23 protein-coding genes, 1 tRNA gene and 2 pseudogenes are annotated in these 25,130 nt (G+C 63.6%); 7 read left to right on the top strand and 19 right to left on the bottom strand.

Annotated features, from left to right (window positions below):
- Nucleotides 1-66 precede the first annotated feature (66 nt).
- The 7 genes from alr to rsfS all read right to left on the bottom strand — a co-directional run bounded on the left by alr (nucleotide 67) and on the right by rsfS (nucleotide 6,927).
- Complete coding sequence (alr, locus tag NKH23_RS04325; RefSeq protein ID WP_352909811.1) at nucleotides 67-1,236, bottom strand: alanine racemase; 1,170 nt, start codon at nucleotides 1,234-1,236, stop codon at nucleotides 67-69.
- 29 nt (nucleotides 1,237-1,265) lie between these two features.
- Complete coding sequence (locus NKH23_RS04320) at nucleotides 1,266-1,787, bottom strand: RNA pyrophosphohydrolase (protein ID WP_352714520.1); 522 nt, start codon at nucleotides 1,785-1,787, stop codon at nucleotides 1,266-1,268.
- 1 nt (nucleotide 1,788) lies between these two features.
- The gene (locus NKH23_RS04315; RefSeq protein WP_352909808.1) at nucleotides 1,789-2,985 is read right to left on the bottom strand and encodes a divergent polysaccharide deacetylase family protein; all 1,197 of its coding nucleotides are present in this window, start codon (nucleotides 2,983-2,985) and stop codon (nucleotides 1,789-1,791) included.
- Nucleotides 2,986-3,184: 199 nt separating this feature from the next.
- Nucleotides 3,185-4,510 (bottom strand): S41 family peptidase, encoded by a 1,326-nt coding sequence (locus NKH23_RS04310; protein ID WP_023719673.1) that lies wholly within the window; start codon nucleotides 4,508-4,510, stop codon nucleotides 3,185-3,187.
- Nucleotides 4,511-5,854 carry a murein hydrolase activator EnvC family protein gene (locus NKH23_RS04305; protein ID WP_352909806.1) on the bottom strand — a complete coding sequence of 448 codons (1,344 nt, stop codon included), beginning with the start codon at nucleotides 5,852-5,854 and terminating at the stop codon, nucleotides 4,511-4,513.
- Between the two features lie 151 nt (nucleotides 5,855-6,005).
- Nucleotides 6,006-6,488, bottom strand: coding sequence for a 23S rRNA (pseudouridine(1915)-N(3))-methyltransferase RlmH (rlmH, locus tag NKH23_RS04300; RefSeq protein WP_352714525.1), 483 nt, complete (start codon nucleotides 6,486-6,488; stop codon nucleotides 6,006-6,008).
- A 61-nt stretch (nucleotides 6,489-6,549) separates the two neighbouring features.
- On the bottom strand, nucleotides 6,550-6,927 hold the full coding sequence (gene rsfS / locus NKH23_RS04295; protein WP_023678068.1) for a ribosome silencing factor: 378 nt from the start codon (nucleotides 6,925-6,927) through the stop codon (nucleotides 6,550-6,552).
- A gap of 239 nt (nucleotides 6,928-7,166) precedes the next feature.
- Here rsfS and NKH23_RS04290 point away from each other — a divergent pair, with 239 nt between their 5' ends.
- The gene (locus NKH23_RS04290) at nucleotides 7,167-8,024 is read left to right on the top strand and encodes a mechanosensitive ion channel family protein (RefSeq protein ID WP_352714527.1); all 858 of its coding nucleotides are present in this window, start codon (nucleotides 7,167-7,169) and stop codon (nucleotides 8,022-8,024) included.
- 26 nt (nucleotides 8,025-8,050) lie between these two features.
- Here the strand turns inward: NKH23_RS04290 and NKH23_RS04285 are convergent, their stop codons facing one another.
- From NKH23_RS04285 to obgE, 5 genes are all read right to left on the bottom strand, one after another.
- Complete coding sequence (locus NKH23_RS04285) at nucleotides 8,051-9,340, bottom strand: MFS transporter (RefSeq protein WP_352714529.1); 1,290 nt, start codon at nucleotides 9,338-9,340, stop codon at nucleotides 8,051-8,053.
- 74 nt (nucleotides 9,341-9,414) lie between these two features.
- The gene (locus NKH23_RS04280) at nucleotides 9,415-10,002 is read right to left on the bottom strand and encodes a nicotinate-nucleotide adenylyltransferase (protein ID WP_352910771.1); all 588 of its coding nucleotides are present in this window, start codon (nucleotides 10,000-10,002) and stop codon (nucleotides 9,415-9,417) included.
- A gap of 250 nt (nucleotides 10,003-10,252) precedes the next feature.
- Nucleotides 10,253-11,539, bottom strand: a complete 1,287-nt coding sequence (locus tag NKH23_RS04275; RefSeq protein WP_352909801.1) for a glutamate-5-semialdehyde dehydrogenase — start codon at nucleotides 11,537-11,539, stop codon at nucleotides 10,253-10,255.
- A 13-nt stretch (nucleotides 11,540-11,552) separates the two neighbouring features.
- Nucleotides 11,553-12,707 (bottom strand): glutamate 5-kinase, encoded by a 1,155-nt coding sequence (proB, locus tag NKH23_RS04270; protein ID WP_352909799.1) that lies wholly within the window; start codon nucleotides 12,705-12,707, stop codon nucleotides 11,553-11,555.
- A 2-nt stretch (nucleotides 12,708-12,709) separates the two neighbouring features.
- On the bottom strand, nucleotides 12,710-13,741 hold the full coding sequence (gene obgE, locus NKH23_RS04265) for a GTPase ObgE (protein ID WP_352909797.1): 1,032 nt from the start codon (nucleotides 13,739-13,741) through the stop codon (nucleotides 12,710-12,712).
- A gap of 189 nt (nucleotides 13,742-13,930) precedes the next feature.
- Between obgE and NKH23_RS04260 the strand changes: the two genes are divergently transcribed.
- Nucleotides 13,931-14,800, top strand: a complete 870-nt coding sequence (locus tag NKH23_RS04260; RefSeq protein ID WP_352909794.1) for an endonuclease/exonuclease/phosphatase family protein — start codon at nucleotides 13,931-13,933, stop codon at nucleotides 14,798-14,800.
- A 171-nt stretch (nucleotides 14,801-14,971) separates the two neighbouring features.
- Here NKH23_RS04260 and NKH23_RS04255 read toward each other — a convergent pair whose 3' ends face one another.
- The 3 genes from NKH23_RS04255 to NKH23_RS04245 all read right to left on the bottom strand — a co-directional run bounded on the left by NKH23_RS04255 (nucleotide 14,972) and on the right by NKH23_RS04245 (nucleotide 16,752).
- A complete protein-coding gene (locus NKH23_RS04255; RefSeq protein WP_254820471.1) occupies nucleotides 14,972-15,559 on the bottom strand; it encodes a GNAT family N-acetyltransferase in 588 nt (195 codons plus the stop codon).
- A gap of 117 nt (nucleotides 15,560-15,676) precedes the next feature.
- Entirely contained in the window at nucleotides 15,677-15,946 is a 270-nt protein-coding gene (gene rpmA / locus NKH23_RS04250; protein ID WP_023678077.1) for a 50S ribosomal protein L27, read from the bottom strand.
- Between the two features lie 98 nt (nucleotides 15,947-16,044).
- A complete protein-coding gene (locus tag NKH23_RS04245) occupies nucleotides 16,045-16,752 on the bottom strand; it encodes a 50S ribosomal protein L21 (protein ID WP_352909791.1) in 708 nt (235 codons plus the stop codon).
- Between the two features lie 338 nt (nucleotides 16,753-17,090).
- Between NKH23_RS04245 and NKH23_RS04240 the strand changes: the two genes are divergently transcribed.
- The 3 genes and pseudogenes from NKH23_RS04240 (at nucleotide 17,091) to NKH23_RS04230 (ending at nucleotide 19,110) form a co-directional block, all read left to right on the top strand.
- Nucleotides 17,091-17,180 (top strand) — tRNA-Ser (locus NKH23_RS04240).
- A gap of 432 nt (nucleotides 17,181-17,612) precedes the next feature.
- Nucleotides 17,613-18,251: pseudogene (locus tag NKH23_RS04235) on the top strand (DUF1326 domain-containing protein).
- A 61-nt stretch (nucleotides 18,252-18,312) separates the two neighbouring features.
- Complete coding sequence (locus NKH23_RS04230) at nucleotides 18,313-19,110, top strand: DUF2182 domain-containing protein (protein WP_352721868.1); 798 nt, start codon at nucleotides 18,313-18,315, stop codon at nucleotides 19,108-19,110.
- Between the two features lie 141 nt (nucleotides 19,111-19,251).
- Here NKH23_RS04230 and NKH23_RS04225 read toward each other — a convergent pair whose 3' ends face one another.
- The gene (locus NKH23_RS04225; RefSeq protein ID WP_352721867.1) at nucleotides 19,252-19,827 is read right to left on the bottom strand and encodes a DUF308 domain-containing protein; all 576 of its coding nucleotides are present in this window, start codon (nucleotides 19,825-19,827) and stop codon (nucleotides 19,252-19,254) included.
- 76 nt (nucleotides 19,828-19,903) lie between these two features.
- Nucleotides 19,904-20,497: a TetR/AcrR family transcriptional regulator gene (locus tag NKH23_RS04220; RefSeq protein WP_352978943.1), complete on the bottom strand. Its 594-nt coding sequence runs from the start codon at nucleotides 20,495-20,497 to the stop codon at nucleotides 19,904-19,906.
- Between the two features lie 727 nt (nucleotides 20,498-21,224).
- On the opposite strand from NKH23_RS04220, the pseudogene NKH23_RS04215 reads away from it, so the two are divergent.
- A pseudogene (locus tag NKH23_RS04215) lies at nucleotides 21,225-22,143 on the top strand (alpha/beta fold hydrolase).
- 174 nt (nucleotides 22,144-22,317) lie between these two features.
- Nucleotides 22,318-22,572 (top strand): hypothetical protein, encoded by a 255-nt coding sequence (locus tag NKH23_RS04210; RefSeq protein ID WP_352909785.1) that lies wholly within the window; start codon nucleotides 22,318-22,320, stop codon nucleotides 22,570-22,572.
- A gap of 21 nt (nucleotides 22,573-22,593) precedes the next feature.
- Here the strand turns inward: NKH23_RS04210 and recQ are convergent, their stop codons facing one another.
- Entirely contained in the window at nucleotides 22,594-24,429 is a 1,836-nt protein-coding gene (recQ, locus tag NKH23_RS04205; RefSeq protein WP_353034240.1) for a DNA helicase RecQ, read from the bottom strand.
- Between the two features lie 362 nt (nucleotides 24,430-24,791).
- Complete coding sequence (locus tag NKH23_RS04200) at nucleotides 24,792-25,130, bottom strand: cupin domain-containing protein (protein ID WP_352721859.1); 339 nt, start codon at nucleotides 25,128-25,130, stop codon at nucleotides 24,792-24,794.

Raw genomic sequence — 25,130 nt, 5'->3', positions numbered from 1 at the left:
TCTGCGGCGTCAGCCAAGTGCCGATGCTTAGGGAAAAGACATGCGTAAGGACAACAAGCTTGCGTCCTAGCCATTCACATAGCGCCGATGGAAACGGTGGCCGAGGCTGGTCAAGACCTCGTAGCCGATGGTGCCGGCATGGCCGGCTACCTGGTCCACCGTCTGCGACGACGGCCCGATGAGTTCGACGAGGTCGCCGGCCTTCAGCCTGCCGGGCGGCAGCGCGGAAATGTCGAGGATGATCGTATCCATCGAAATCCGGCCGACGAAGGGCAGCCGCACATTTTCGAACCAGGCGGAGGAAGCGGCGCGTCGATGCCAGCCATCGCCATAGCCGAGCGAAATCGTCGCCGCGGCAAGCGGAGCCTTGGCATGGAAAGTGTGACCGTAGCCGACACCGGCGCCGGCCTCCAATATCCGCGTCTGGATGACCTTGGCTTGCAATCGCACCACCGGCAGCATCGGATTGTCCTTCGCCGGCGTCGGATTGATGCCGTAGAGAGCGGCACCCGGACGGACGAGGTCGTAGTGATAGCGCTGCCCGAGAAAAATGCCTGATGAATTGGCAAGGGAAGCCGGCGCTTCCGGCAGCATCCGGCGCAGCCGTTCGAATTCCAGCCGTTGCCGTTCGTTGGCCGGTTGCTCGGGTTCGTCGGCGCAGGCGAGATGGCTCATCACGAAGGTCAGTTCGACACCGTCGAAGGCCTGCGGATCCCGCGCCACCGCTTTCACCTCCGCCGGCGTCATGCCGAGCCGCGACATGCCGCTGTCGACCTGGACGGCGGCCGGCAACTTACGCCCCACCCGCCCGGCCATCTCGCGCCATGCCGCGAGTTGGCTGGCGCTGTTGAGTACGGTGCAAAGCCCTGCCGCAACCGCTTCCCTTTCCGCACCCGGCGGAATGCCGTTCAGCACATAGATGGCCGGGTCTGAGCTGAGCGCCTTGCGCAGCAAGATGCCGCCGGCCAGATGCGCGACAAAGAAGATGTCACAGCCTTCAGCCATCAGCGCCGCCGCCACCGGCGCCGCGCCAATCCCGTAGCCGTCGGCCTTGACCACTCCAGCACAGCTGACGCCGCCCAGCCGCGCCTTCAGCCGCCGGTAATTCTCACGGACGGCGCCGAGATCGATGGTCAGGATCGCCCCCGCCGCCGCTTCGCTGATCGGCTCGCTCGGGGCGCCAGCCTGCGGTACAGAGACGGTCTGCGGAAGAGATTTGCTGGAGATATCGTTCATGCCGACCTGTTTTAGCGGAAGGCCGACGGCTACGCCACCAGGTGCCGGAACGCTGCCACCACGTCTTCGTAAACCTTGCGCTTGAACGGCACGATCAGGCCCGGCAATTCCAGCATCGGCCGCCACGCCCACCGGTCGAACTCGGCCTTGTGGCCACCCGGCGGCGGATTGATCTCGATCTCGCTTTCGTCGCCGTGGAAGCGGAAGGCAAACCATTTCTGCGTCTGGCCGCGATATCGTCCCTTGAAGGCGACACCGACCAGATGGGCCGGCAGGTCGTAGTTGATCCAGTGCGGCGCCTCGGCCAGCAGCGACACCGAGCGCATGCCGGTCTCTTCGTAGAGTTCACGCGCCGCCGCGGGCAGCGGCTCCTCGCCATCGTCGATGCCGCCCTGCGGCATCTGCCAGAGCTGTGTCGTTCCGGCGAACTCGCTGTCCGGCTCGGCAATGCGGTGACCAACCCAGACCAGGCCGTCGCCATTGAGGACCATCACCCCTACGCAGGGCCGGTAGGGCAGTGTCTCGGCGTCAACGAGCTTGTTCTTTGCCATCTCAGCCTTTTTCCGGATCTATCGCCACCGCCGAAACCGGCACGATCTCGATGCCGCGCTTCTTGGCCTCGGTCACCCAGGAAGACACGGTATCCACCGTCAGGTCGAAGGCCGAGCCGATGCCGACGGCAAAGCCTTTCGCTCGCGCCGTCGCTTCCAGCCCATCCAGTTTCTTCAAAATGGCGCCGCGGTCCTGCACCGCGTCGATCGCCGTATCGCCGCCGACGAACGGCACGCCGTCCTTCAGTGCCAGTTCGGGTGCCAAGCTGCGCGCCGAGGAACCGTCATCGACATAGGCGAGACCACGCTTGCCAAGCTCGGCCATCAATGGCCCCATCGCCGTCGCGTCCGCTGAAAAGCGGGCGCCCATATAGTTCATGACGCCGGTGTAGTTGGTCGTTCGCGACAGCGCCCAGCGTAGATTCTTCAAATTCTCGTCCGGCGTCGCAGCCACGGTCAGCGTGTTGCGGCCGGGATTGACGTTCGGATAGTCGAACGGCTCGAGCGGCACCTGCATGATGACCTCATGGCCGCTCTGCCGCGCCATCTGCATCCAGCGGCCAATGCTGTTGCCTTGCGGCGCGAAGGCCAGCGTCACTTCCGCCGGCAGCTTGGCGATGGCTGCCTGCGTGCCGGTCTGCGACACGGCAAGCCCGCCGATGACGAGGGCCACGCGTGCACCGCGTGCGCCCGACCACGGCCGCGCATAGACATCGAACGGGCGCCGGCCGTCGGCGGCGCGGATCGGCAACAAACCGGTTTCGCTGGCCTCGATCAGCGCCTTGTCGGGAATGTGCGCGATCCTGAGGTTCTGGCCGATCGTCGAAGGGTCGCGGATGACGATGGCCGCATTGGGCGGACCGTCGCCCTCTTCGGTCTGGACATGGATGATCTGCGGACCGCCCGTCTTCCCGCTTGTCGTTTGTTCGCTTGCGTTGCTTGGCGCTTCCGTTGCGGGCGTCGCCTTGGCCGGCGCCGCGGCGGTTTCGGCCGCTGCCGGCATCTTCGGCGCCGAAACGGCGACTTCTTGCGGCTTGCGGAATGGCTTGTCGCGCAAAGCGATCGCGCTGGAAACGCCGACCACGGACAGCACGACAAGCGCGGCCGCGACCGCACCGGCGCTGATCCCGCTGCCTGAGCGCGGCGGCCGGATCGCCTGTCCGAGAGGTCGTTCTATGTCCTTGCCGATATCAGCCAAGCCCGCACCCCCGGCGTGCATCCCCGAAGTAAACCTTCTCCGGAGGCGCAAAATCCAAAATGTCGGCGCGTCCCCTTGCTTCACTGACGCGCAGCATGCCGGCCGCAGCCCCGAATCAAACTGCCGGAGCCTCGCGGCCCCGGCAGCATCGCATCGCTTCGCTCAGGCAGCCAGACCTGTTTGGCCCGGCTTGCCGCCCTTACTGGTTCAACACGGCCTTTTGCGGATTCGGCGGGAACGCCGGATCCGTCTTCTGGCCGCGCAGCAGCTGCTCGGCATAGATGAGCTGCAAATCGTCCTTCGGTTCCGGCGGCACATAGGCTGCCGAACCCGAACCGGTCGTGCCTTCGTCGGCGCCCTTGATGTGGCCCTTGAGGTCGGATTCGCCGCGCGTCAGGTCCCTGCCCTGCAGTTCCGCCGGCAGCGGTTGGTCGACCTTGATGTCGGGCGTGATACCCTTGCCCTGGATCGACTTGCCGGACGGCGTGTAATAGAGCGCCGTCGTCAACCGCAGCGCCCCGTTCTCACCAAGTGGGATGATGGTCTGCACTGAACCCTTGCCGAAGGATTGCGTGCCGACCACCGTGGCGCGGCGCAGATCCTGCAGCGCGCCGGCAACGATTTCCGATGCACTGGCCGAGCCGCCATTGACGAGCACGATCAGCGGCTTGCCGCCGATGTCATCGCCGGCGCGCGCGTCGAAGCGGGTGACGTCCTTCGGATCGCGGCCGCGCGTCGAGACGATCTCGCCACGGTCGAGGAAGGCATCCGAAACGCTCACCGCCTGGTCGAGCAAACCGCCCGGATTGAGGCGCAGGTCGAGCACATAGCCCTTGAGCTTGTCGTTCGGCACCTGCTTCTTAATGGTGTCGATGGCATTCTCGAGATCGTCATAGGTCTTTTCGGTAAAGGAGGTGATCTTCATGTATCCGATGTCGTTTTCGACCCGGAACTTGACCGCCTTGACCTTGATGATGTCGCGCACCACCGTCAGTTCGATCGGCTTGTCGGCGCCCTGGCGCAGGATAGTGAGCTTGATCGGCGTGTTGACCAGCCCGCGCATCTTCTCGACGGCGTCGTTGAGCGTCAGGCCGCGGACCTCCTCGCCGTCGATCTTGGCGATATAGTCGCCGGCGAGTACACCAGCCTTGGCGGCCGGCGTATCGTCAATCGGCGTGATCACCTTGACCAGATCGTTTTCCATGGTGACCTCGATGCCGAGGCCGCCGAACTCGCCCTTGGTTTGCACGCGCATGTCCTGCGCTTCTTCGGCGTTCATGTAGGAGGAGTGCGGGTCGAGCGAGGACAGCATGCCGTTAATGGCATTTTCAACCAGCGACTTGTCGTCGGGCGGCGTCACATAATTCGCCCGCACCCGTTCGAAGATATCGCCGAAGATCGCCAGTTGCTTATAGGTCTCGGAGCCCGCAGCCTTCGCCGTCGAGCCGGGCGCGCCATAGACCAGGCTCATCGCCGATGCACCCATCAGCGCACCGGCAAACAGAAGCGACAGTTTCCGCATCATTCACGTCCTTCCAGAAAAACGGTCCGCCCACCATGGGGCCGGATCGACGGGTTTTCCATCCTTGCGGAACTCGACATAGAGCTCCGGCGTGGCATTTCCATTCTTCGATGCCGAGGTGCTCGCCACCCGGGCCTCTCCCATCGCGCCGACCGGCTCTCCTGCGAGCACCGACTGGCCAGACGCGACGCTGATTCTGCTCATCCCCGCCAGGACGACATGATAGCCGTCACCCGCATTCAGGATCAAGAGTTGACCGTAAGAGCGGAAAGGCCCCGCATAAAGCACATTTCCATCCGCCGGCGCTGTGACGATGGCTCCCGATTGTGTCGCAACCATGTCACCGAGCATCACCGCGCCGTTACCGTCGTTGGCGCCGAAGCGCCGCTTGATCCTGCCGGTGACCGGCAGCGCGATCTGCCCTTGAAGCGCGGAAAACGGCGCAGCAGCGGTGAGCCTGTTGCTCTCCGGCACCGGCAGCGAGGCCAATTCCGTCGGGGCCGGGGTTGATGCCGGGCCCTTGTCGGCGTCCGCCGTCTTTTGCTCGGCTGCCTTGGCCGCATCCGCCGCCTTGCGGGCCCTATCGGCCTCGAGCGAGGCGATCAGTTCTTTCAGGCTGCCGGCCTTGGCCGCCAGCGTCGCGGACCGCTGCTTTTCGGCGGCCAGCGCGGTTTGCGTATCGGCGGCGAGCTTCTGCTTGGCTTCGAGCAGCATGCCGAGCCGCTTTTTTTCCGCCGCCTGCTCGCCGACCGCTGCCGTCAGCCGCGCCCGCTCGGCCTCGATCGAGCCCGTCACCCGCGACTGCTCTTTGAGGTCGGCCAGCAACATGTCGGTCTGCTGGCGCAGTTCCGGCACCACGGCACCGAGCAGGATGGCGCTGCGCACCGACGACAATGCGTCCTCCGGCTTGACCAGGATCGCCGGCGGCGGGTTAAGCCCCATGCGCTGCAGAGCGCCGAGCACTTCGGCCAGAACATCGCGTCTAGCCGCCAGTGAGGCGCGGATCTTCTGCTCCTGCGCCTTCAGCCCCTCGAGCTTGCCGCCAATGTCCTCGATGTCCTGGCCGAGCTTCTGCTCGGTCATCGCCGACTGGATCAGCGCGGCTGTGATCGAGGCGTGGTCCTTCTTGACCGCCGCTATGTCGGCGGCGAGCTTGGCCAGCCGCTCGGACGACAGCGTGATCTCTTTCGATACTTTTTCGTATTCGGCGCGGCTCTGGTCCGGGTCGGGCGCCAGGTCGAGCGTGTTCTCGGCCCGCGCGACGCCGAGCGAAAGCGCGATCGTCGCCACGGCGATGCCGCAGCGCACGCGCCAGGAGCCCGTTCGTGATTTCCAGTCTTCAGACATTGAAGCCTAACTCTATGCGCGGCTTCGTTAACGAACCATCAACCATGTTCGAGCCCCGGCCGCCATCCGCAAACCCCGTGAGCCCAAACTGTCGATGAGCATTGGGGCAAAAATCCGGGCGACTGGCGTCAATTCGCCGACCGAGTCGACTTCATGAACGATGGTAGGGGTGGCCGGAAAGGATCGTGGCCGCCCTGTAAAGCTGCTCGCCCAGCATCACGCGGACCAGTTGATGCGGCCAGGTCTGTGCGCCGAGCGACACCGTCAGATCAGCCAGGTCGCGCAGCGACTGGTCATGGCCGTCGGCGCCGCCAATGGCGATCACCAGCGCCTTGCGCCCGCCATCGCGCAGCGAGCCCATGCGGCCGGCGAAATCCTCGGAGGAAAGGTTCTTGCCGCGCTCATCCAGCAGCATCAGCGCCGTGCCCGGTTGCAAGTGCGTCTGCAGCTTCTGGCCTTCCTCGCGCCGGCGCTCATTGGCCGTCTGCGCGCGGCCTTCGGAAATCTCGACGATCCCGGCGAATTCGAGGCCTACGGCAGGGCCGCTCTTGGCAAAACGCTCGAAATAGCGGTCGGCCAACTGCTTCTCGGGGCCGGCTTTCATTCGGCCCACGGCATGAACGGTAATCTTCATCCCTGCCTCGAAGAGCCGCTGATGCATGTCGGACAACGACATGCATCAAGACGAATACGGCTCAGTGGAGGGTCTCCTCCTCGAGATCAGGCGCCTGCCACATCTTTTCGAGATTGTAGAAGTCGCGGACCTCGGGGCGGAAGACATGGACGATGATGTCGCCCGAATCGATCAGGACCCAGTCGGCGCCAGCCAGCCCCTCGACGCGCGCCGTGCCGAGCCCGGCATCCTTGAGCGCCTTGAGGAGATGATCGGCGACAGCCGAGACATGACGGTGCGATCGGCCCGATGCAACGACCATGTAGTCGCCGAGGCTCGATTTTCCCTGGATGTCGATTGAGACGATGTTTTCGGCCTTGGAGTCTTCCAGACTGGCAAGGACTGTCTTGATGGCGCGGGACACGGCGTCGTTTACGCTGATCCCGGCCGGCGAAGGCACGATGTCGGCCTTCTTCCGCAGTGCTGTTCTCAGTGTATTTCCTTTCGCAGCAAGAACAACCAAATCACCTCTGAAATCAGGTGACACTGCTTAGATAGGCAGAGTTAGGTTGCAGTTTCAAGACACCGCTCGCAAGCAGGCGCCCGGCAGCGGCCGAATATCCGGCTTTTCGGGCCAGAAATTCGGAACCGCCTCGCCCCGCAGCGGTTATCGGCTCATCCACGAACCGGAATCCCGACATGCCAATCGATCCCCAGAACGCTCTCCTCACCGTGCAATCCGGCCTTGCGCAGCTCAGCATGCTGATCGTTTCCTACTCGCTTTCGGCGGTCGGCGCCGTCATCCTGCTGGTCATCGGCTACATCGTCGCCGGCCTCGCCGAGCGTTCGATCTATGCCGGCCTCGGCCACGTTCACGGCTTCGACGAAACGCTCCGCCATTTCTTCTCGCAGGTCGTCCGCTACGCCATCCTGGGGCTTGTCGTGATCATGGTTCTCGGCCAGTTCGGCGTGCAGACGGCTTCGATCATTGCCGCTATCGGTGCCGCCGGCCTGGCCATCGGCCTGGCGCTGCAAGGCACGCTGCAGAACATTGCCGCCGGTATCATGCTCCTGGCGCTGCGGCCGTTCCGCATCGGCGAATATGTCGAAGTCGGCGCCATATCCGGTACCGTCGAGGAGATCGGGCTGTTTGCCACAACGCTGAGGACGGTCGAAGGCGTCTACGTGCTTGCACCCAACTCGACCCTGTGGAACCAGCCGGTCCGCAATTTCACCCGCAACGGCGTGCGCCGCGGCGACATCACGCTCAACATCGGCTCGTGGAACGACATCGATTTCGCGCAAAAGACCATGCTTGGCGTCGCCGCCGCCGACCGGCGCGTCAGGCGGCAGCCGGCGCCGATCGCCTTTGTCGCGACCGTCGGCGACAGCACCGTCGCCATCACCTTGCGCTACTGGACGGCGGCCGCCGATTTCTTCGTCGCCCAGATCGACCTCACTAAGAGCGTCAAGCAGGCATTCGATGCCGAAGGCCTTTCAATACCAGCGCCGGCGCCGCAGGCGCCTCAGCCGGATGCCTCAGCCACGCGGCAATAGAGCATTTGAAACCAGCTGGAGGGTGTTCAAAGTCCTTCGCGCCGGCGCTGATCTTCGGGCGCGAAGGCGAGATCGACAGGCAACGGCGCCTGCGCCGTCATTGGCGCGAAACTGCCGGTCTCGGTGGCGGGCACCGGCCGCACCACGACGACGCGCCAGAGAACGAACAGGCAATAGGCGGCGGCAATGACGATCGCCACATAGATGAAGGCTTGCGTGCCGTAGATGGCGGAAAGCCCGGTCACAATGCCGGGCACGACGAAGCCGGATAGCGACCAGGCAAACAAAAGCGAGCTCGACAACGCCACCATGTCGTCCTTGCCGGCGCGGTCGCCGGCATGGGCGCTGGCCAGAGAGTAGATCGATTCCGAGGCGCCGTCCCAGACCACGTAGATGACGAGCAGCGCCGCCAGCGCGCCACCGTCGAAACCGAGGGCAAACAGGCCCGCCGCGGCGGCAAGCGCCGACGCCGCGATCAGCACAAAGCGCCGGTCGGTGCGGTCGGAAATCCAGCCGAGCGGGATCTGCAGGATCAGCGTGCCGACCGGCATTGCCGAAAGCAGCAAGGCGACGTCGGCCTGGCTGTAGCCCTTGGCGGTGGCATGGATTGGCGCAAAACCCGAAATGGTCATCGACAGGCCACCGACGGCAAGCATGCCGGCAACGCCGACCGGTGAGATCCGCCAGGCCCTGCCGAGCGCCACCGACGCCGCTTGCGGCGCCGGCGGCTGCGCGAGCCGCGTCAGCCCGACGGGAAGGATCGACAGCGCGGTGAAGGCAATCCCGATCAGCGGCGCGTCAGCCGCGCGGATATCGATCAACGCCAGTGTCGAGTAGCCGACGCCGAGCCCGGCGACATAGGCAACGTAGAAGATAGCCATGACCCGGCCGCGGATGGCGTTGGCAACGACATCGTTCAGCCAGCTCTGCGCGACGATGAACAGGCCGCATATGGCAAAGCCGTAGAGCGCCCGTGCAGCGATCCATGGCAATGGGTGCGGCCCGGCGCCGACCGCAGCGTTGGACAGCACGATCAGTGCCGACAGCACCATGAACACGCGGGCATGGCCGACACGCCGCACCAGCGGCCCGGTCAGGATACAGCCGGCGAGGCCGCCAGCCGAAAGGCCGGTGACGATCAGCCCCGCCCATGTCGGATCGAAGCCCTCGGCGCCGAGCCGAACTGGGATATAGGCGAACATCAGCCCATTGCCGACGGCGATCAGCGCCATCGACAAGAGGATGCTGGCAATGGCGATCGACGGCGCCGGCTGCCCTAGACCGTTCTTGTCCTGGTCGCGCTCGAGAATCGTCATTACCGAGGATCGCCCATCAAGCAGATCAAGGCAGCGGCAAAAGCGACATCACCGGTCTTGCCTTCCGTGTTGGCTCAGCCCTTTCCCACCTTGCGGATCGCGCTCGACGACAGCGACGAACGCGGGCCGTGAATGAAGGTCCAGGCCGGCGCCGTCATGCGGGCGAGCCGCGGTGCGTCGCCTTCGTCGACGCGGGCATAGTCGAAGGTCTTGGCGACCACCGACGACAGGAACGACAGCGTCGCGCCTGGCCGGTCGACCACCGCGATCGGGAACGTCATGACGATGCGGCGCCAGCGCTGCCAGCGGTGGAAGTCGCGAAGCGAGTCGGCCCCCATGATCCAGACGAAATCGACGCCCGGGTTACGCGCCTTGACCAGCGCCAGCGTGTCGGCGGTGAAGCGGACGCGGTGGGCCGCCTCGAATGCGGTGACCTTGATCTTCGGGTTCTTCGCGATCTTTTCGGATAGCTGCAGCCGCTCGGCCAGCGGCGCCAGGTCTCCGGCATTCTTGAGCGGATTGCCGGGCGTCACCATCCACCACAGCTGGTCGAGCGCAAGGCGTCTGAGCGCGATCTCGGCGACCAGCGCATGGCCGGCATGCGGCGGGTTGAACGAACCGCCAAACAGCCCGACCGCCACGCCTTTCCCGGCATGCGGCATCTTGAGGTAATAAGAGGATATGGCATGTTCGGACAAGGCAAGCATGCGTCAGGCACCCCCCTCTGCCCTGCCGGGCATCTCCCCCTCAAGGGGGGAGATTGTCAGCTTCATCCCTGGCGCCCTTAGTGCGACATCGAAAATTGGCGAAAGTATATGCGACATCCGATCTCCCCCCTTGCGGGGGGGATGTCCGGCAGGACAGAGGGGGGTGGCTGGGCGCACGCCTCTCAGGCTCTGACTGCGAACGGATTCAAGGCCTCACCTGTCCCGACCCGCGTACGCGATATTTGAAGGACGTCAGTTGTTCGACGCCGACCGGCCCGCGTGCATGCATCTTGCCGGTGGCGATGCCGATTTCGGCGCCCATGCCGAACTCGCCGCCATCGGCAAACTGGGTCGAGGCGTTGTGCAGAAGGATCGCCGAATCGATCTCGTTGAAGAACCGTTCGACGGCCTTTGCATCCTCGGCGATGATCGCCTCGGTGTGATGCGAGGAAAACGTCTCGATATGCTCGATGGCGCCGCCAATGCCGTCGACCAGCTTCACCGCAATGATGGCGTCGAGATATTCGGTCACCCAGTCTGCATCGGTCGCCGGCTGGGCATCGGCATAAAGCCTCAGCACCCCGGCATCGGCATGGATCTCGCAGCCTGCCGCCCGTAGGGCCTCGAGGATCGGCACCAGGTGCGTGCCGGCGACGGCACGGTCGACCAGCAGCGTCTCGGCAGCACCGCACACCCCGGTGCGCCGCATCTTGGCATTGACCGCGATCTTGACCGCCATGTCGAGATCAGCCGATCGGTCGATATAGAGATGGCAGATGCCCTCGAGATGCGCGAAGACCGGCACCCGTGCCTCGTTTTGCACACGCTCGACCAGGCTGCGGCCGCCGCGCGGAATGATGACCTCGAGATTGCCGGAAAGCCCTTTCAGCATTTCGCCGACGGCGGCGCGATCGGTGGTCGGCACCAATTGTATGGCATCCTCCGGCAGCCCGGCTGCCTTGAGCCCCTCGACCAGGCAGGCATGGATTGCCGCGGAAGAATTCACCGAATCCGAGCCGCCGCGCAGGATCACCGGATTGCCCGCCTTGAGGCAGAGCGCACCGGCATCGGCGGTCACGTTCGGCCGGCTCTCATAGATGACGCCGACGACGCCGAGTGGCGTGCGCACCCGTTCGATATGCAACCCGTTCGGCCGCTCCCATGCGGCAATGACATCGCCGACCGGATCGCGTAACCCGGCGATCTCGCTGATGCCGTCTGCCATGGCGCGGATGCGAGCGGGATCGAGCTTCAGCCGATCCATCGACGCTGCCGATAGGCCAGCCTCCTCGCCATTTCTGATGTCGATGGCATTGGCGTCGAGGATATCCTGCTCATGTCGAAGGATCGCCTGAGCCATGCCGAGCAGCGCCGTGTGCTTGCGCTCGGCCGCAGCTATGGCCAGCGGTCGGGCTGCGGCACGCGCGCGGCGGCCGATATCGGCCATCAGCGCCACGGTATCATCCCGGGATTTTTCATGCAGCGTCAGCATGGCTCATCCTCCGCTATGTAAGCCGGTCACCGACTATTTGCTCGCCACCGGCATGGCTCACCACAAGGTCATCGCGGTGGATCATCGCCGAACGCGCCTCGTAGCCGAGCACGGTTTCGATCTCGGTCGTCCTTAGGCCAGCGATCCTTACGGCATCGGCGGCATCATAGGCAACCAGTCCGCGCGCTATCTCGCGGCCCTCGGGCGACAGGATCGCCACCGTGTCGCCACGCGCAAAATTGCCGCTGACCAGTTTGACGCCGGCCGGCAGCAGCGACTTGCCGGAGAGCAGCGCGCCGATGGCGCCGGCGTCGACGGTCAGCCGCCCCGCCGGTTCGAGCTGCCCGGCGATCCAGGTCTTATAGCCCTTGACCGGATTGGCGCTCGGCCGGAAGAACGTGGCGCGCTCGCCGCGCTCGATTGCCAGCAGCGGCGACAGCCGCGTGCCCGATGTGATGATCATGGCGGTGCCGGCGGCGGTGGCGATCTTGCCGGCGTCGAGCTTGGTGCGCATGCCGCCGCGAGATAATTCCGAAGCGGCAGCACCCGCCATCGCCTCGATATCGGGGGTGATGCGGTCGACGACCGGAATGAACCGGGCTTGCAGATCGCGCGCTGGCGGTGCCGTGTAGAGCCCGTCAATGTCGGAAAGCAGCACCAAAAGATCGGCGCCCATCATGGTGGCGACACGCGCCGCCAGCCGGTCGTTGTCGCCATAGCGGATTTCCGACGTCGCCACCGTGTCGTTCTCGTTGATGACCGGCACTGCCTTCATCTTGAGCAGCGTCGAGATCGTCGCGCGCGCATTCAGGTAGCGGCGGCGCTCTTCGGTGTCGCCGAGGGTCAACAGGATCTGGCCCGATTTCAAACCATACTTGCCGAGCGCATCCGACCAGCCGCCGGCCAATGCGATCTGCCCGACGGCAGCAGCGGCCTGGCTCTCCTCGAGCTTCAGCGCTCGCTTGCCGAGGCCGAGGATGGTGCGGCCGAGTGCAATCGCCCCGGAAGACACGACGAGAATTTCGGCGCCGCCATTGGCCAGCACGGCGATGTCGTCGGCAAGCGAGGCCAGCCAGTCGCGCTTCAGGCCCGTCGTGCGGTCGACAAGCAGCGCCGAGCCGATCTTGACGGCAATGCGCCGATAATTTTTCAGCGATTGCGCGGCCATGGCTACGTGTTCCAGCGCGTCTCGACCGGCGCAGCGACAGCCTCGCGCGCATCGGCCACCACAGACATCAGCGCGCGCAACACCGCTTCGACGCCTTCGCCGGTGACCGCCGAAAGCAGCATCGGCGCGCGGCCAGCGGCGCGTTTCAGCGAGGCGGTCTTTTTCTTGCGTGCGTCGGCATCGAGTATGTCGACCTGGGAAAGCGCGACGATTTCGACCTTGTCGGTCAGCCCGTTGCCGTAGGCTTCGAGCTCGGCGCGCACGGTCTTGTAGGCCTTGGCCGGATTTTCTTCCTGCGCCGAGACAAGATGCAGAAGGACGCGCGTGCGTTCGACATGGCCGAGGAAGCGGTCGCCGATGCCGACACCTTCATGCGCGCCTTCGATCAGGCCGGGAATGTCGGCGATGACGAATTCACGACCGTCGATGCGGGCCACGCCAAGGCCCGGATGCAGCGTGGTGAAGGGATAGTCGGCGATCTTTGGCTTGGCCGCGGTGACCGCCGCCAGAAAGGTCGACTTGCCGGCATTGGGCAGCCCGACCAGGCCGGCATCGGCGATCAGCTTCAGCCTGAGCCAGATATTAAGCTCTTCGCCCGGCAGTCCGGGATTGGCGCGGCGCGGCGCCTGGTTGGTCGAGGTCTTGAAATGCTGGTTGCCGAAGCCGCCATTGCCGCCCTTGGCCAACAGGAAGCGCTGGCCGACGACCGTCAGATCGCAGATCAGTGTCTCATTGTCCTCGGCAAAGACCTGTGTTCCGGCTGGCACTTTCAGCATCACGTCGGCACCCTTGGCACCGGTCATGTTGCGGCCCATGCCGTGCGTCCCGGTCTTGGCCTTGAAATGCTGCTGGTAGCGATAGTCGATCAGCGTGTTCAGCCCATCGACCGCCTCGACCCAGACATCGCCGCCGCGGCCGCCATCGCCGCCGTCCGGGCCGCCGAACTCGATGAACTTTTCGCGCCGGAACGACACCGAACCGGCGCCGCCGTCGCCGGAGCGGATGTAGACCTTGGCTTGATCGAGAAATTTCATCGGATTGTATGGTTTCTGCTATTGGCTTTGCGGGATTGCTCTAAACCAAGGCGGGTCAAAGGGCGAGGGCCGTTTTTGCTACTGTAACGTCGCGCGTATCTCTGGACGCGTAGCATTTGGTTGACGCGTAGCATTTGGTTGACCCTTGCCGAAAATCGATCTTCGGCTTTCCAAGCGCGAGATGTCGGAATGAAGCTGGTAACTTACAATATCCACTACGGCGTCGGTCTCGACGGCCGCTATGATGTCGGCCGTATCGCCGATGCCGTGCGCGGCGCCGACGTGATCGCGCTGCAGGAGGTCACCCGCGCCAACCCGAAGAATGGCGGCCGCGACATGGTGGCCGAGCTCGGCGAGGCGCTGTCCGAATACTTCTCAGTCTACGGCAGTAATTTCGAGGCCGACGCCGGCTCGCACGTGGAGAACGGCCGCGCCATCACGACCACCTTCCAGCTCGGCAACATGGTGCTGTCGAGAACGCCGATCCACCTGTCGCGCAATCTCCTTTTGCCGCGCAGCCGCAGTTTCGAGGCGATGAACTTCCAGCGCGGCGCGCTGGAGGCGCTGATCGAAACACCGCTTGGCTTCGTCCGCTTCTATTCCACCCATCTCGACCATCGCAGCCCGGTCGAACGCCTGAGCCAGATCCGCTTTCTGCGCCTGCGCCTGTTGAACTACCCGCTCGAGGGCGGCGGGCTCTCCGGCGTCGCCGAGATCGGCTTGCCGGAGCTGCCTTGTCCCGATGCCTTCGTCGTCATGGGCGACTTCAACATGCTGGCCGGATCGCCGGAACATGTCGAACTCGCCGGCCAGCCTGACCATGAATTCGGCATGCCGGTGACCGCCGACCTCGCCGTCGATGCCGCCGCGCGCCTCGGCGCTGCCGGCGCCGATCTCGTCACCTGGGTCGACCCCAAGCGGCCGGACGATGCCAGCCGCCACAAGTGCATCGACTACATCTTCACCAGCGCTTCGCTTGCCAAATCGCTGAGGCGCCTGTGGGTCGACCGGCAAGCGGCCGGTTCGGACCACTTGCCGGTCTGGGTCGAGATAGCGTGACGTCAACGTTGGTCCGCAATCTTTCGCGCCGAGGTGTGTCGAGATTCAGGTCAGACCGTGCCGAGAGTGGTGGCTTCCGAGAACCGGAGCGGAGCGTACTTAAAGTACGTGAGCACCGGAAGCGCAGGAAGCCGCCATTTGCAGGCCGGCATCACCTGAAATCGGCATGCCTCAGAAATGCACCCAGTTCCGCAGGCTGGTCCAGGTCTTGCGATCGAGGCGATAGCGCTCGACCGGCACCTGACCGGCAACGATCGAATTCAGCATGCCCTGGCCGGCATACTGGAAGCCGCATTTGTGGATGACCCGGCGCGAGGCCGGATTGATCACCCGCGTCGAGGCGTGCAGCACCTGGATCGTGGTTCTCTGGAACGCAAGGTCGACCAGTGCGTGCGCCGCTTCCGTCGCGTATCCGCGTTTCCAGTACGGCTCGCCGATCCAGTAGCCGAGCTCCAACCCGCGATCCGTGGTGTTGAGCCCGGCACAGCCGACGAAGGTCTCGGTGCCGGCCAGCGTCAACGCATAGGCAATTCCGGCCCGGCGCGATGCCGTCATGGCCAGGAAAGCGCGTGCCTCCGCCTCGCCATAGGGATGCGGCATGCGAGCCAGCATTTCCGCGACATGGCGGTTGTCGGCGAGCGCCACCAATTGCTCGATGTCGCTTTCACGCGGGGCACGCATGACCAGCCGCTCGGTCGCGAGCACCGGGCAATCTATCGTGTAACTTTCGTCGTCTGAGTCTTCCGCTTCGGCAACCATGTCAAAGTCCTCCAGGCAAGAAAAAAGGGAGATGGAAACCCATCTCCCCTGATCCTTTTCCTGGCTTGGCCAGACACCGGTCCCGAGATGGGTGCCGGTGTTCTCGTGCGGAACCGGCTACTCCGCTGCCTTCGTCATCGGGTTCACCGATACGTAGGTTCGGCCATTGGCTTTTTTGTTGAAGGTGACTGCGCCAGCTTCCAGCGCAAACAGCGTGTGGTCCGTGCCAATGCCGACATTGGTGCCGGGATGCCACGTCGTGCCGCGCTGACGAATGATGATGTTGCCCGGAATCACGGCTTCGCCGCCGAACTTCTTCACGCCGAGCCGCTTGGAATGGGAGTCGCGACCATTGCGCGACGATCCGCCAGCTTTCTTGTGTGCCATCTAACTACTCCGATGCGCCGTGAGGCGCCTAAACGATCTTATGAACGCGTTCGCGTTCCGTTTCAAGTCCGATCCGGCGACGATTGCGCCGGTTCGTTCTACTTCTTCGCCAATTCCTTGGCCTGCTCGCGCCAGTCCTTGATCTGGTCGGCGCTGAACGGCATGTGCTCGTCGATCTTGGCGACATCCTTGTCGGACAGCTTGGCGATCTGGGCGAAGGTGGTGATGCCCTGTTCGTTGAGCTGGCCGGCGGCAACCGGGCCGATGCCCTTGATCACCGTCAGATCGTCCGGCTCGCCCTTCGGCGCCTTGAACAACGGTGCGGCGGCTTCGGCAGTCTTGTCCTCGGTCGTCTCAGCCTTGGCTTCCTTCTTCGGCGCAGCCTCTGCCTTCGCTGCGGCCTTCGGCGCGGCTTCAGCCTTCGCCTCGGTCTTGGCTGCAATCTCGGCCTTCGCTTCGGTCTTGGCCGCGGCCTTCTTCGCTGGCTTGGCGCCAGCCAGCAGGATCTCGGCGATCCTGACGGTGGTCAAAAGCTGGCGATGGCCGATCTTGCGGCGCGAATTCTGCCGGCGGCGCTTCTTGAAGGCGATGACGGTGCGGTTCTTGCCCTGCTCGACGACTTCGGCGGTGACCATCGCACCATCGACGAACGGCGCGCCGAACGTGACGTTCTCGCCCTCGCCATGCGCGAGCACATTACCGATTTCGACGATGTCGCCGACATTGGCTTCGAGTTTTTCGATCTTCAGGAGATCGTTGGCGGCAACGCGATACTGCTTGCCGCCCGTTTTGATGACTGCGAACATTTTTTGCCTTTCGCTGTTCGGTCGGCCTTGATGAACCGCTTCAGGCGGTTCGGCCGTCTTTTTGTCAGTCTGCGGGTTCAAAAAACAAGCGGCGCGGAAGATCCCTCCACGCCGATTGCGCGCTGTCCCTAACCGAAGGTTCGGCTTGAGTCAAGGCAAGCGCCGCGGGCAAGCGGCGAATGAGTTGAGCCCAGTCCGGCAAATATCGAACAGCGGCTACCGGAGCCTTGAAGAAAGCACGAACGGGAACCTGCGGCGCCGGGGCAGATTGGCCCTTGTAACCTGCCTGTCCAGCCGTTATCTAGTGCGCCGCGCCGGCAACGGCGGACCATGACCGCGGAGAGGTGGCAGAGTGGTCGAATGCACCGCACTCGAAATGCGGCATGGGTGCAAGCCCATCGGGGGTTCGAATCCCTCCCTCTCCGCCAGTGATCCTAATTTCATTCTCTTGATTTTTGCCTGCCTAACTCAGCCATAAATGCTCGTGAAGCCGCGGAGCTCAATTGCAGCCGGCGTTAACCCTTGGCCCGCTAGATCGTTGACGAAGCAGCCGAGCGGTGTTGCGGAAGGTTGTCAGTTCGCAGTGTGGGTCAAGCGAGTGTCAGCCGGATCGTGTATTTGGTGATCGACCCGTCGCGAACCTACCCACGACCTCATCGATCACATGGAACGGAGCAAGAAACCACCTCCGTGGTCGCACTGGATGGCGGCTGGGTTCTGTTGCGAGCAGTTGCTGATCAAAACGCGGTGACTTCGGTCTGGGGCGGCAAGTCCACCAAAATCAGCGAGCGATGCACTAACTGCTGGAGTGCGCCCCGCCTTCGACGTATAAATGGCGCTACATTCCGGGAGGAAGAGCCATGAATGCAGTGCCTCAATGGCGGCTCGCAGGCGACTGGTTCGACATCTGCAGCTGCGATATCCCTTGCCCTTGCGAGTTCGCCCAGCGGCCGACCGGCAATCACTGCCAGGGCGTGCTCGCCTAGCATGTACGCGAGGGTCAGTATGGCGACGTGAAGCTCGACGGCCTGTCGCTGGTGGCGCTCGGCGAGTTCGAAGGCAATCTATGGGCCGGCGAGGCAAAGGCCGTGATGGGCATGTACCTCGACGAGAAGGCGAACGAGCGGCAACGTGAAGCCCTGCAGGCGATCTTCGGCGGGCAGGCTGGCGGCTGGCCGGCGGGTTTTGCCGCCAACATCGGCGAGATGCGTGGCATGGAGTTCGTGCCGATCACTTTCGAGGTGGCGGGCGACCTTGCCACCTGGCGGGTCGAGATTCCTGGCCTCGTCGTCGGGCATGCGGAAGCGCTTTCAGGTCCCACGACACCACCCGGCAAGCGGGTGCAGACGATCAACCCGCCGGGCTCGGAGGTCGGCCCGGGCCAGGTTGCCACCTGGGGGCGTTCGGTCGAGGTGAGCACCAAAGGCTTCGGGCTCGACTGGACGGGCACGGCCCGCTCGAGCAAACACATTCCGTTCGACTGGACCGGCCCGAACTAGGGACGTGCCGATGCCTGACGCGTTCCCCGGGAAATCGTGGCGGCTCCGGAATTTGCGTGGCATGCCGCTCGGCCTTCTCGCATCGCTCGTCGTGCTAACAGCGGCGGCGTGGGCGCTGACCCTCAGCATGGATATGCCTATGGGCATTGCGGTGCGCGGCGGGATGGAGGGTATGGAAGGCATGGCCGGCATGGCGACGGCCGGAATTGCCGCCGACGGTTGGTCACTCGCCGGCGCCGCCGCCTTTCTTGCTGTATGGACGGTGATGATGGCTGCTATGATGCTGCCGGCGGCCGCGCCCATGATCTTTATGTTCGCGGCGGCGCAGGCTAGGCGCGAACAGCACGTCGCCATCCCGGCGTGGATATTCGTCGCCGGCTACATGCTCGTCTGGGCGGCGGCGGGCCTTCTTGTGTATGTCCTGGTCCAGCTAGGAAGCGAGTTTGCGTCGAGCCTCGATCCGCCTCAGCGTTCGAAATGGGCGCCGCTCGCGCTCGGTATGACGCTTGGCGTGGCCGGACTCTACCAATTCACGACCCTCAAGCACATTTGCCTCAGCCATTGCCGTTCGCCGCTCGCTTTCGTTGCGCAGCATTGGCGCGACGGGCGGGTTGGCGCACTCGAGATGGGGCTGCGGCACGGACTCTATTGCTTTGGTTGCTGCTGGGCTCTGTTTGCCGTGCTGGTCGCGGTGGGCGTCTTGAGCGTCGCCTGGATGCTGCTGTTGACGCTGGTCGTCTTCGTCGAGAAGCTGCTGCAGCGCGGCCGCCGCTTCGAAGTTGCTTTGGGCATTGCGCTGATGGCCCTCGGGATCGCTGTATCGTTCGGCGCGATCGAGATGCCTTGGATGAGCGGCTAGCCCCAGCCGGGTGGTGAAATTCCAAACACATCGGTCTCATTTTCAGTCCTTAGGGGTAAGGGTGGGTCGTTCTGTTTGGCGAACCGATGCTAGCAGCTGACAGACCTCTGATCGGGCGCGGTGCTGGCTCAAGATGAAGAGCTATGCAGCTTTCCGCCGCAATTGGCTCACGCTCAGCCAAACCGCCGAAACCAGGAAGTAGAGGGCGCCTACTGCGGCATAGCCGGCCACGTTGGTGATGGATGGCGGCATCGGCATCCGCGCCTGCGCGATGAAAAACGTGCCTGCCAGTGCTGATTGCCCTCCGCTCAGGACCATCGCCCACTGCGCACCAGAGCTCTTCCAACGGCGGACTGCGGTGCCGAGTTGAAGCAAGCCAGACAGGATCGCCCATAGACCGAAGACCCCGAGCACCCAATTCATGCTCATCTTCAGCGCAACAACGACCGCAAGCGTTGTCGCCACACTGACCACGACGTTGATGGTCTGCGTGCGATTCCGTCCCAATCCTCCGCTGCGCGATGCGTCGACAAAATTGGCGAGGGCATCCCATGCAGGATAAGTCACGAGCAACACCGCCGCGATCACCCCGGAATTCTGTCCCACCGTAAAGGCAGCCGCCACCCAGACAGCCGAGAACGCCGTCCGAGCGAAGTAATAGAGCTTGAGCCATTGTTCCTGGCTGGCGCGGGAAAGATCGCCACTGTGAACCGTCATTGGATCGTCCTTTCGACTAGTAGGTAGAGGCTCTCGACGAACGTCGCAGAGCGATTGCATTACGGTTATTTGAGATCTAGGGCCGTATCTTGGGGGCGCGGAGCCGCTCCAGTGCCGAGCCTGTCACGACGCCGAATATCTTCGGATCGCCATAGGCCCGTGCCGAAAGCATCGCGCCGTGAACAGTCGCCATGAACGCTTCGGCCTCGGCACGAGGGGTACTCATCAGTTGAAATTGGCCGTGCCGCGCGCCGCGCTCGAGCACGGATGTCAGCCAAGCCGACAGGGAGCGGAAATGCGCCCGGACCTCAAGGCCAACTTCCTCGGGCAGCACGGGGAGCTCGCTTGCCAACAGCGCGCAGATACAAAACGGGGCGCTGGCGTCCGCAATACAGGCTTCCCAATACCCGGCATAGATCCGCAACTGTTCGAGCGGATCGGATTCGTGAAGTTCGACATTTGCCATCCCCGCTTCAGCTTCTTCCCGATACCGCGCAACCAGCGTTCGGACCAGATCGACCTTGCTTGGGAAATGGTGATGGATGCTCGCCTTACGGATCCCGACCACATCAGCGATGTCGGCATAACTGAAACCGTTGTAGCCGCCAGCGACGATCAGTGAACGCGCACAAGCCAGGATGTCGTCAGAGGTGGTAGACAAGTTGCTCATGCCCTTACCTACCTTCTGGTAGGATGGCAGTCAAGCCTCCTTGCGACGCGAGTAGCGTGAAATTGGGTGGCTATGGCGTAGACGGTCATTCGATCTTCATTGTTTTCGGCCCGCCATCCATTCAGAAAGTTCCGGGTGTTTGTCGATCGAGGTAGCCATCCCACTTCGAGGACGAGGCAACACCCGCCGGCCGACCGGACCACCGCTAATCGCCGCGCGGCTCTGGGCGTTTGCACCGACTGCGCTATCTCCCCATCGTTAGCCTTGTTCTATCGCTGGTTGAAGATCGGGAGGTTTCCATGGATCGGCGACTATTTTTGACAGGAATGTTTGGCATTGCCGGGGCTGCGGCCCTTGCAAGCACAGTTCGGCCAATCAACGCAGTGGCCGGCGTTCCAACTGCCAGAAGCGGCATTCTCGATGAACTCGAGGCGCCGGATGTCGAGACCTTCGACGACGACGAAACTCAAGCAGAGTTGCAACCAGTCTATCATCGCCGGTGGCACCGGCCGCGTCGCCGCCGCCGGCGCGGTTGGAGAAGGGTCTGTCGCGTTTACTGGCGAAACGGCTATCGGCGCAGGCGGTGCTTCCGCAGGCGCGCCTGGGTCTGGTTTCGATTCTAGCAACTAGCCGGCTTGAACCCTTGCCATCGCGACCGGGGTTTTCGCCTCAGGCGACCGTTAGCGCCCTTAGAGAGCTTGTCTAAGGACGCCCGAGGAGGCTGACGGTGTTTGCAGGTTTCAGAGCCACCAGCTTGCGACTGGACGATACGACCATTTTCGCAAGGGTCGGTGGCACCGGTCCGCCGCTGCTGCTTCTTCACGGTTTTCCAGAAACGCATCTGATGTGGAGGGATGTCGCCGCAGCCTTGGCGCCCCGCTTCACGGTGGTCGCCGCCGACCTTCGAGGCTATGGGCAAAGCGGATGCCCGGTTTCCTCTGCCGATCATAGCCCATACGCCAAACGCGCCATGGCCGGCGACATGGTTCAAGCCATGAAGCAACTGGGGTTTGAGCGGTTCATGGTTGCCGGGCATGGTCGTGGCGGGCGGGTTTGCCTATCGCCTGGCGCTCGACCATCCCGACAAAGTCCTCAAAATCGCGGTCCTCGACATCATCCCCACCGCCGCAACATGGGATCGGGCGGATGCCAGACTGGCTCTCGGCTTCTGGCCGTGGAGCCTTCTTGCCCAGCCGGAGCCCCTGCCGGAACGTCTGATAGGCGCGGCTCCCGATGCCGTCGTCGACGATGCAATAACGCAATGGGGATCGTCGGCGAAAATGGTCTCCAAAGAGGTCAGGAACGCCTATGTTGATGCGCTTCGCGATCCGGCGCATATTCATGCCATCTGCGAAGAGTATCGCGCCGCTGCGACGATCGATCGTGAACATGACGCGCTGGACCAGGCAAACGGTCGTCGCATCGAGTGTCCGCTACTGGCGCTATGGAGTGGCGAAGGCGCCCTGGAGAACTGGTATGCGCAAGAAGGCGGGCCGCTGGCCATCTGGAGGAAATGGACCGACAGAGTGGAAGGACGCGCTGTCCAAGGCGGGCACTTTTTCCCGGAAGAGCACCCCGAAAGGATCGCAGCGGTTCTCTCGGAATTCTTCGAAGACAAACAGGACGGTCAGCACAGAGTATTGTAGAGGTCACATGCTTCAGTTACGCGGAACCTCGGGAGCGCTTCGCGGCCCGAGATCGAGAGCCCTCCGGAAATCCGCCCGTCCGGCATCAACGTGCCTGATAAGGGAATGAAGGCGATCTCCACGGCCGCGCCTCTGATATGCAGCCTGATGTTTGTCGGAAGTTGCGCATCGCCTTTGCCGGCATCCTTTGGTGCTGCGAAATACGACAAGATGAGTTGCGTCGAGCTTAACGTGGCGATGGGCGCGGTCGCTGACGAAATGTCGGCAACGGCCATTGCTCGCGGCAAAGTCGTCCACACCAACATTCCGGGCTGGCTGTTGGGAGGGCAGCGTGTCGCCTCGACCGTGGCTGCCCGCCAGAGTGCGAAGATCGAGCGCTTGCGGCAGCAGGAGGCTGCGATTGCAGCGGCGAGACGAAGCCGGTGCTGATTGCGTCACTGAAGTGGGTCTTCAGCCCGCCACACCGGATTGATGCGCAGCGATCGCGCCGAGGAATATCTCGCCGAAAACCTTGAGCTTGGCGGCGCCGACGCCGTTGACCGCGGCGAAGGCGTCCAGATCGCGCGGGCAGCGTTCAGCCATATCGATCAGTGTACGATCCGAAAAGATCACGAAGGCCGGCACCTGGCGTTCCCGGGCAAGACGCAGCCGTACAGCCTTGAGCGCGGCCAGCAGCGCCGAATCCAGACCTTCCGTGCCTGCTGCGGTATCCTCAGGACGTATCTTGCCTCGCGATGACTGGCGCGCGTCCAAGCGATACCGGAATGAAGCCTCGCCCCGAGCCAGCGCACGGCCCTTCTCGGCAATGGCGAGGCTGCCATGGCCGGCTGAGTTCAATGTCAGGAACCCTCCCGCGACGAGTTGGCGGAGCAGCGACAGCAAGAAACTCTTTTTATGCACCACACCGGTGCCGAAGCTGGCAAGCCTGTGGTGGTTCCTGTCCAGGACCTTCTCGGTCTCATGGCCGAGCAGGACATCGACGACATGGGCGGCGCCGAAGCGCTCGCCGGTCTGTGCGATCGCCGCCAGGATGATCCGCGCCTCCGCCTCGCCATCCGCATGCGGCGCCTGGTCGAGGCAGTTGTCGCAATTGCCGCAAGGCGAAGCACTTTCGCCGAAATAGCCAAGCAGGATCTGACGGCGGCACTGCGTCGTCTCGCAATAACCGATCAGCGTATCGAGCCGGCCATGCGCGCGCCTTTTGTGCTCAGCCGGCGCATCCTCGTCTTCGATGAAAAGCCGGCGCATGCGTATATCGCCGAGACCGAAGAGCATATGTGCCTCGGCCGCCCGCCCGTCGCGGCCCGCCCGCCCGATTTCCTGATAATAGGCCTCCAAGCTGCCCGGCAGGTCGGTGTGGAAAACATAGGCGACATCCGGCTTGTCGATCCCCATGCCGAAGGCGATGGTCGCCACCATCACCACGCCGGACAAGGTCATGAAAGCATTTTGATTCGCTTCACGCGCGTCCTTGCTCATGCCGGCATGATAGGCGAGCGCGCGTACGCCGTTCCGCTCGAGGAACGCCGCCATCTCTTCGGTCTTTTTGCGCGACAGGCAATAGACGATTCCGCTGCGGCCCGCATGGCGCTGCACGAAACCTAGCAATTGGCGCTTGCTGTCCTGCTTGGGCTCGATGCTTAGCTTGATGTTCGGCCGGTCGAAGCCGAGCACCACGGTATCGACGCGCCCGTCGAACAGTTGCGCGGCAATGTCGGTGCGCGTCGCCTCGTCCGCCGTCGCCGTCAACGCAATGATCGGCACATCGGGGAAGATGCCGCGCAGCCGTGACAATTCTTCGTATTCGCGCCGGAACGCCGGTCCCCATTGCGAGATGCAATGTGCCTCGTCGATGGCGATCAGCCGGACATCGAGCTTGGTCAACGCCTCGAGCATTCGCACCGTCATGAGCCGCTCCGGTGCAAGGTAGAGCAGGCGCGTCTGGCCTGCCGCGACGCGGCGCCATGCAGCGACATTGGCATCGCGGTCGAGTGAGGAATTGATCGTATCGGCCGCCACGCCGGCAAGGCGCAATGCGGCGACCTGATCCTGCATCAGCGCCACCAGCGGCGAAACGACAATGGTGAGCCCGCCCAGGACCAGCGCCGGGACCTGGTAGCAGAGCGATTTGCCGGCGCCGGTCGGCATGACAGCCAGCACATGGCGCTCGGCCAGCAGCGCCTCCATCACGGCCGCCTGGCCGAGACGAAAGTCATCGAAGCCGAACACATCCTTCAGAATGCGCCGCTTGGAATCCTCTGCCGGGATGCTCGCTGCAATCTGCATTACAGAACTTTCGGGGATACGACCTGCCGAAATTCCCCGGCGAATCGCCAGGTGATTGCCTGGACAGCAGATTCGAACATTTATCGACCCCTCTGGTCCCGCCCTCGGCACCGCCTGAAGCGACCTTCTCTCTCATTGGCCGATATCGGACCGCCGTTCCAGCCCCTATTCGCCTTGACTGTGAATATCGCGCCGCCTCGGAGCGGTTAATCCTATCTTCACCATCATTCGGCAGGTTCAGGTTCTGCGGTGATGTTTTGAGTACCGCGGCGCCACAAGCGCCCAGGCAACACGCCCGCGTCTCTCCGGAGGCGCGGGTTTTTCGTTATGAGAACCGGCTGCCTGATCTTCGGGCCCGCAGCTCAGTCGAGGAAATCCGCGCGGTACGGCGTAAAGCTGTCGACCAGTCGTCCCGCCTCCAGCGCCTTGACGCCATGGACAAGGTTGGAAGGAACGATGAAGCTGCTGCCGGTCTCCAGGACCTCGGTCCTGCCGTCGATGGTGACCTCGAAGCGACCTTCGGCGACGTAGCTCGCCTGGACGTGCGGGTGTGAGTGCAGCGCGCCGACGCCGCCCTTGTCGAAACCGAACTCGACCATCATAAGTTCATCCGTGTGCAGGAGCACGCGTCTGCGGTTGCCATCCGGCGTCGGCGTCCACGCACCCTCGCCGGCATGCGAGAAGATTTTGGTTCCGGTCAT

This window comes from Mesorhizobium sp. M1328, from assembly GCF_040318075.1.
GTDB lineage: Bacteria > Pseudomonadota > Alphaproteobacteria > Rhizobiales > Rhizobiaceae > Mesorhizobium.
Note: the sequence above shows the minus strand (reverse complement) of the source record. Positions and strands in the feature narration are given on the sequence as shown.

Excerpts from the sequence above, each read along its gene's own strand:
- NKH23_RS04285 (WP_352714529.1), bottom strand. The coding sequence starts at position 9,340 with ATGACGATTCTCGAGCGCGACCAGGACAAGAACGGTCTAGGGCAGCCG.
- NKH23_RS04280 (WP_352910771.1), bottom strand. The coding sequence starts at position 10,002 with ATGCCGCATGCCGGGAAAGGCGTGGCGGTCGGGCTGTTTGGCGGTTCG.
- NKH23_RS04320 (WP_352714520.1), bottom strand. The coding sequence starts at position 1,787 with ATGGCAAAGAACAAGCTCGTTGACGCCGAGACACTGCCCTACCGGCCC.
- NKH23_RS04310 (WP_023719673.1), bottom strand. The coding sequence starts at position 4,510 with ATGATGCGGAAACTGTCGCTTCTGTTTGCCGGTGCGCTGATGGGTGCA.
- NKH23_RS04290 (WP_352714527.1), top strand. The coding sequence starts at position 7,167 with ATGCCAATCGATCCCCAGAACGCTCTCCTCACCGTGCAATCCGGCCTT.
- rpmA (WP_023678077.1), bottom strand. The coding sequence starts at position 15,946 with ATGGCACACAAGAAAGCTGGCGGATCGTCGCGCAATGGTCGCGACTCC.
- NKH23_RS04225 (WP_352721867.1), bottom strand. The coding sequence starts at position 19,827 with ATGACGGTTCACAGTGGCGATCTTTCCCGCGCCAGCCAGGAACAATGG.
- NKH23_RS04260 (WP_352909794.1), top strand. The coding sequence starts at position 13,931 with ATGAAGCTGGTAACTTACAATATCCACTACGGCGTCGGTCTCGACGGC.
- NKH23_RS04220 (WP_352978943.1), bottom strand. The coding sequence starts at position 20,497 with ATGAGCAACTTGTCTACCACCTCTGACGACATCCTGGCTTGTGCGCGT.
- NKH23_RS04275 (WP_352909801.1), bottom strand. The coding sequence starts at position 11,539 with ATGCTGACGCTGCATGAAAAATCCCGGGATGATACCGTGGCGCTGATG.
- rlmH (WP_352714525.1), bottom strand. The coding sequence starts at position 6,488 with ATGAAGATTACCGTTCATGCCGTGGGCCGAATGAAAGCCGGCCCCGAG.
- NKH23_RS04230 (WP_352721868.1), top strand. The coding sequence starts at position 18,313 with ATGCCGCTCGGCCTTCTCGCATCGCTCGTCGTGCTAACAGCGGCGGCG.
- NKH23_RS04255 (WP_254820471.1), bottom strand. The coding sequence starts at position 15,559 with ATGGTTGCCGAAGCGGAAGACTCAGACGACGAAAGTTACACGATAGAT.
- obgE (WP_352909797.1), bottom strand. The coding sequence starts at position 13,741 with ATGAAATTTCTCGATCAAGCCAAGGTCTACATCCGCTCCGGCGACGGC.
- recQ (WP_353034240.1), bottom strand. The coding sequence starts at position 24,429 with ATGCAGATTGCAGCGAGCATCCCGGCAGAGGATTCCAAGCGGCGCATT.
- NKH23_RS04305 (WP_352909806.1), bottom strand. The coding sequence starts at position 5,854 with ATGTCTGAAGACTGGAAATCACGAACGGGCTCCTGGCGCGTGCGCTGC.
- NKH23_RS04245 (WP_352909791.1), bottom strand. The coding sequence starts at position 16,752 with ATGTTCGCAGTCATCAAAACGGGCGGCAAGCAGTATCGCGTTGCCGCC.
- proB (WP_352909799.1), bottom strand. The coding sequence starts at position 12,707 with ATGGCCGCGCAATCGCTGAAAAATTATCGGCGCATTGCCGTCAAGATC.
- NKH23_RS04200 (WP_352721859.1), bottom strand. The coding sequence starts at position 25,130 with ATGACCGGAACCAAAATCTTCTCGCATGCCGGCGAGGGTGCGTGGACG.
- alr (WP_352909811.1), bottom strand. The coding sequence starts at position 1,236 with ATGAACGATATCTCCAGCAAATCTCTTCCGCAGACCGTCTCTGTACCG.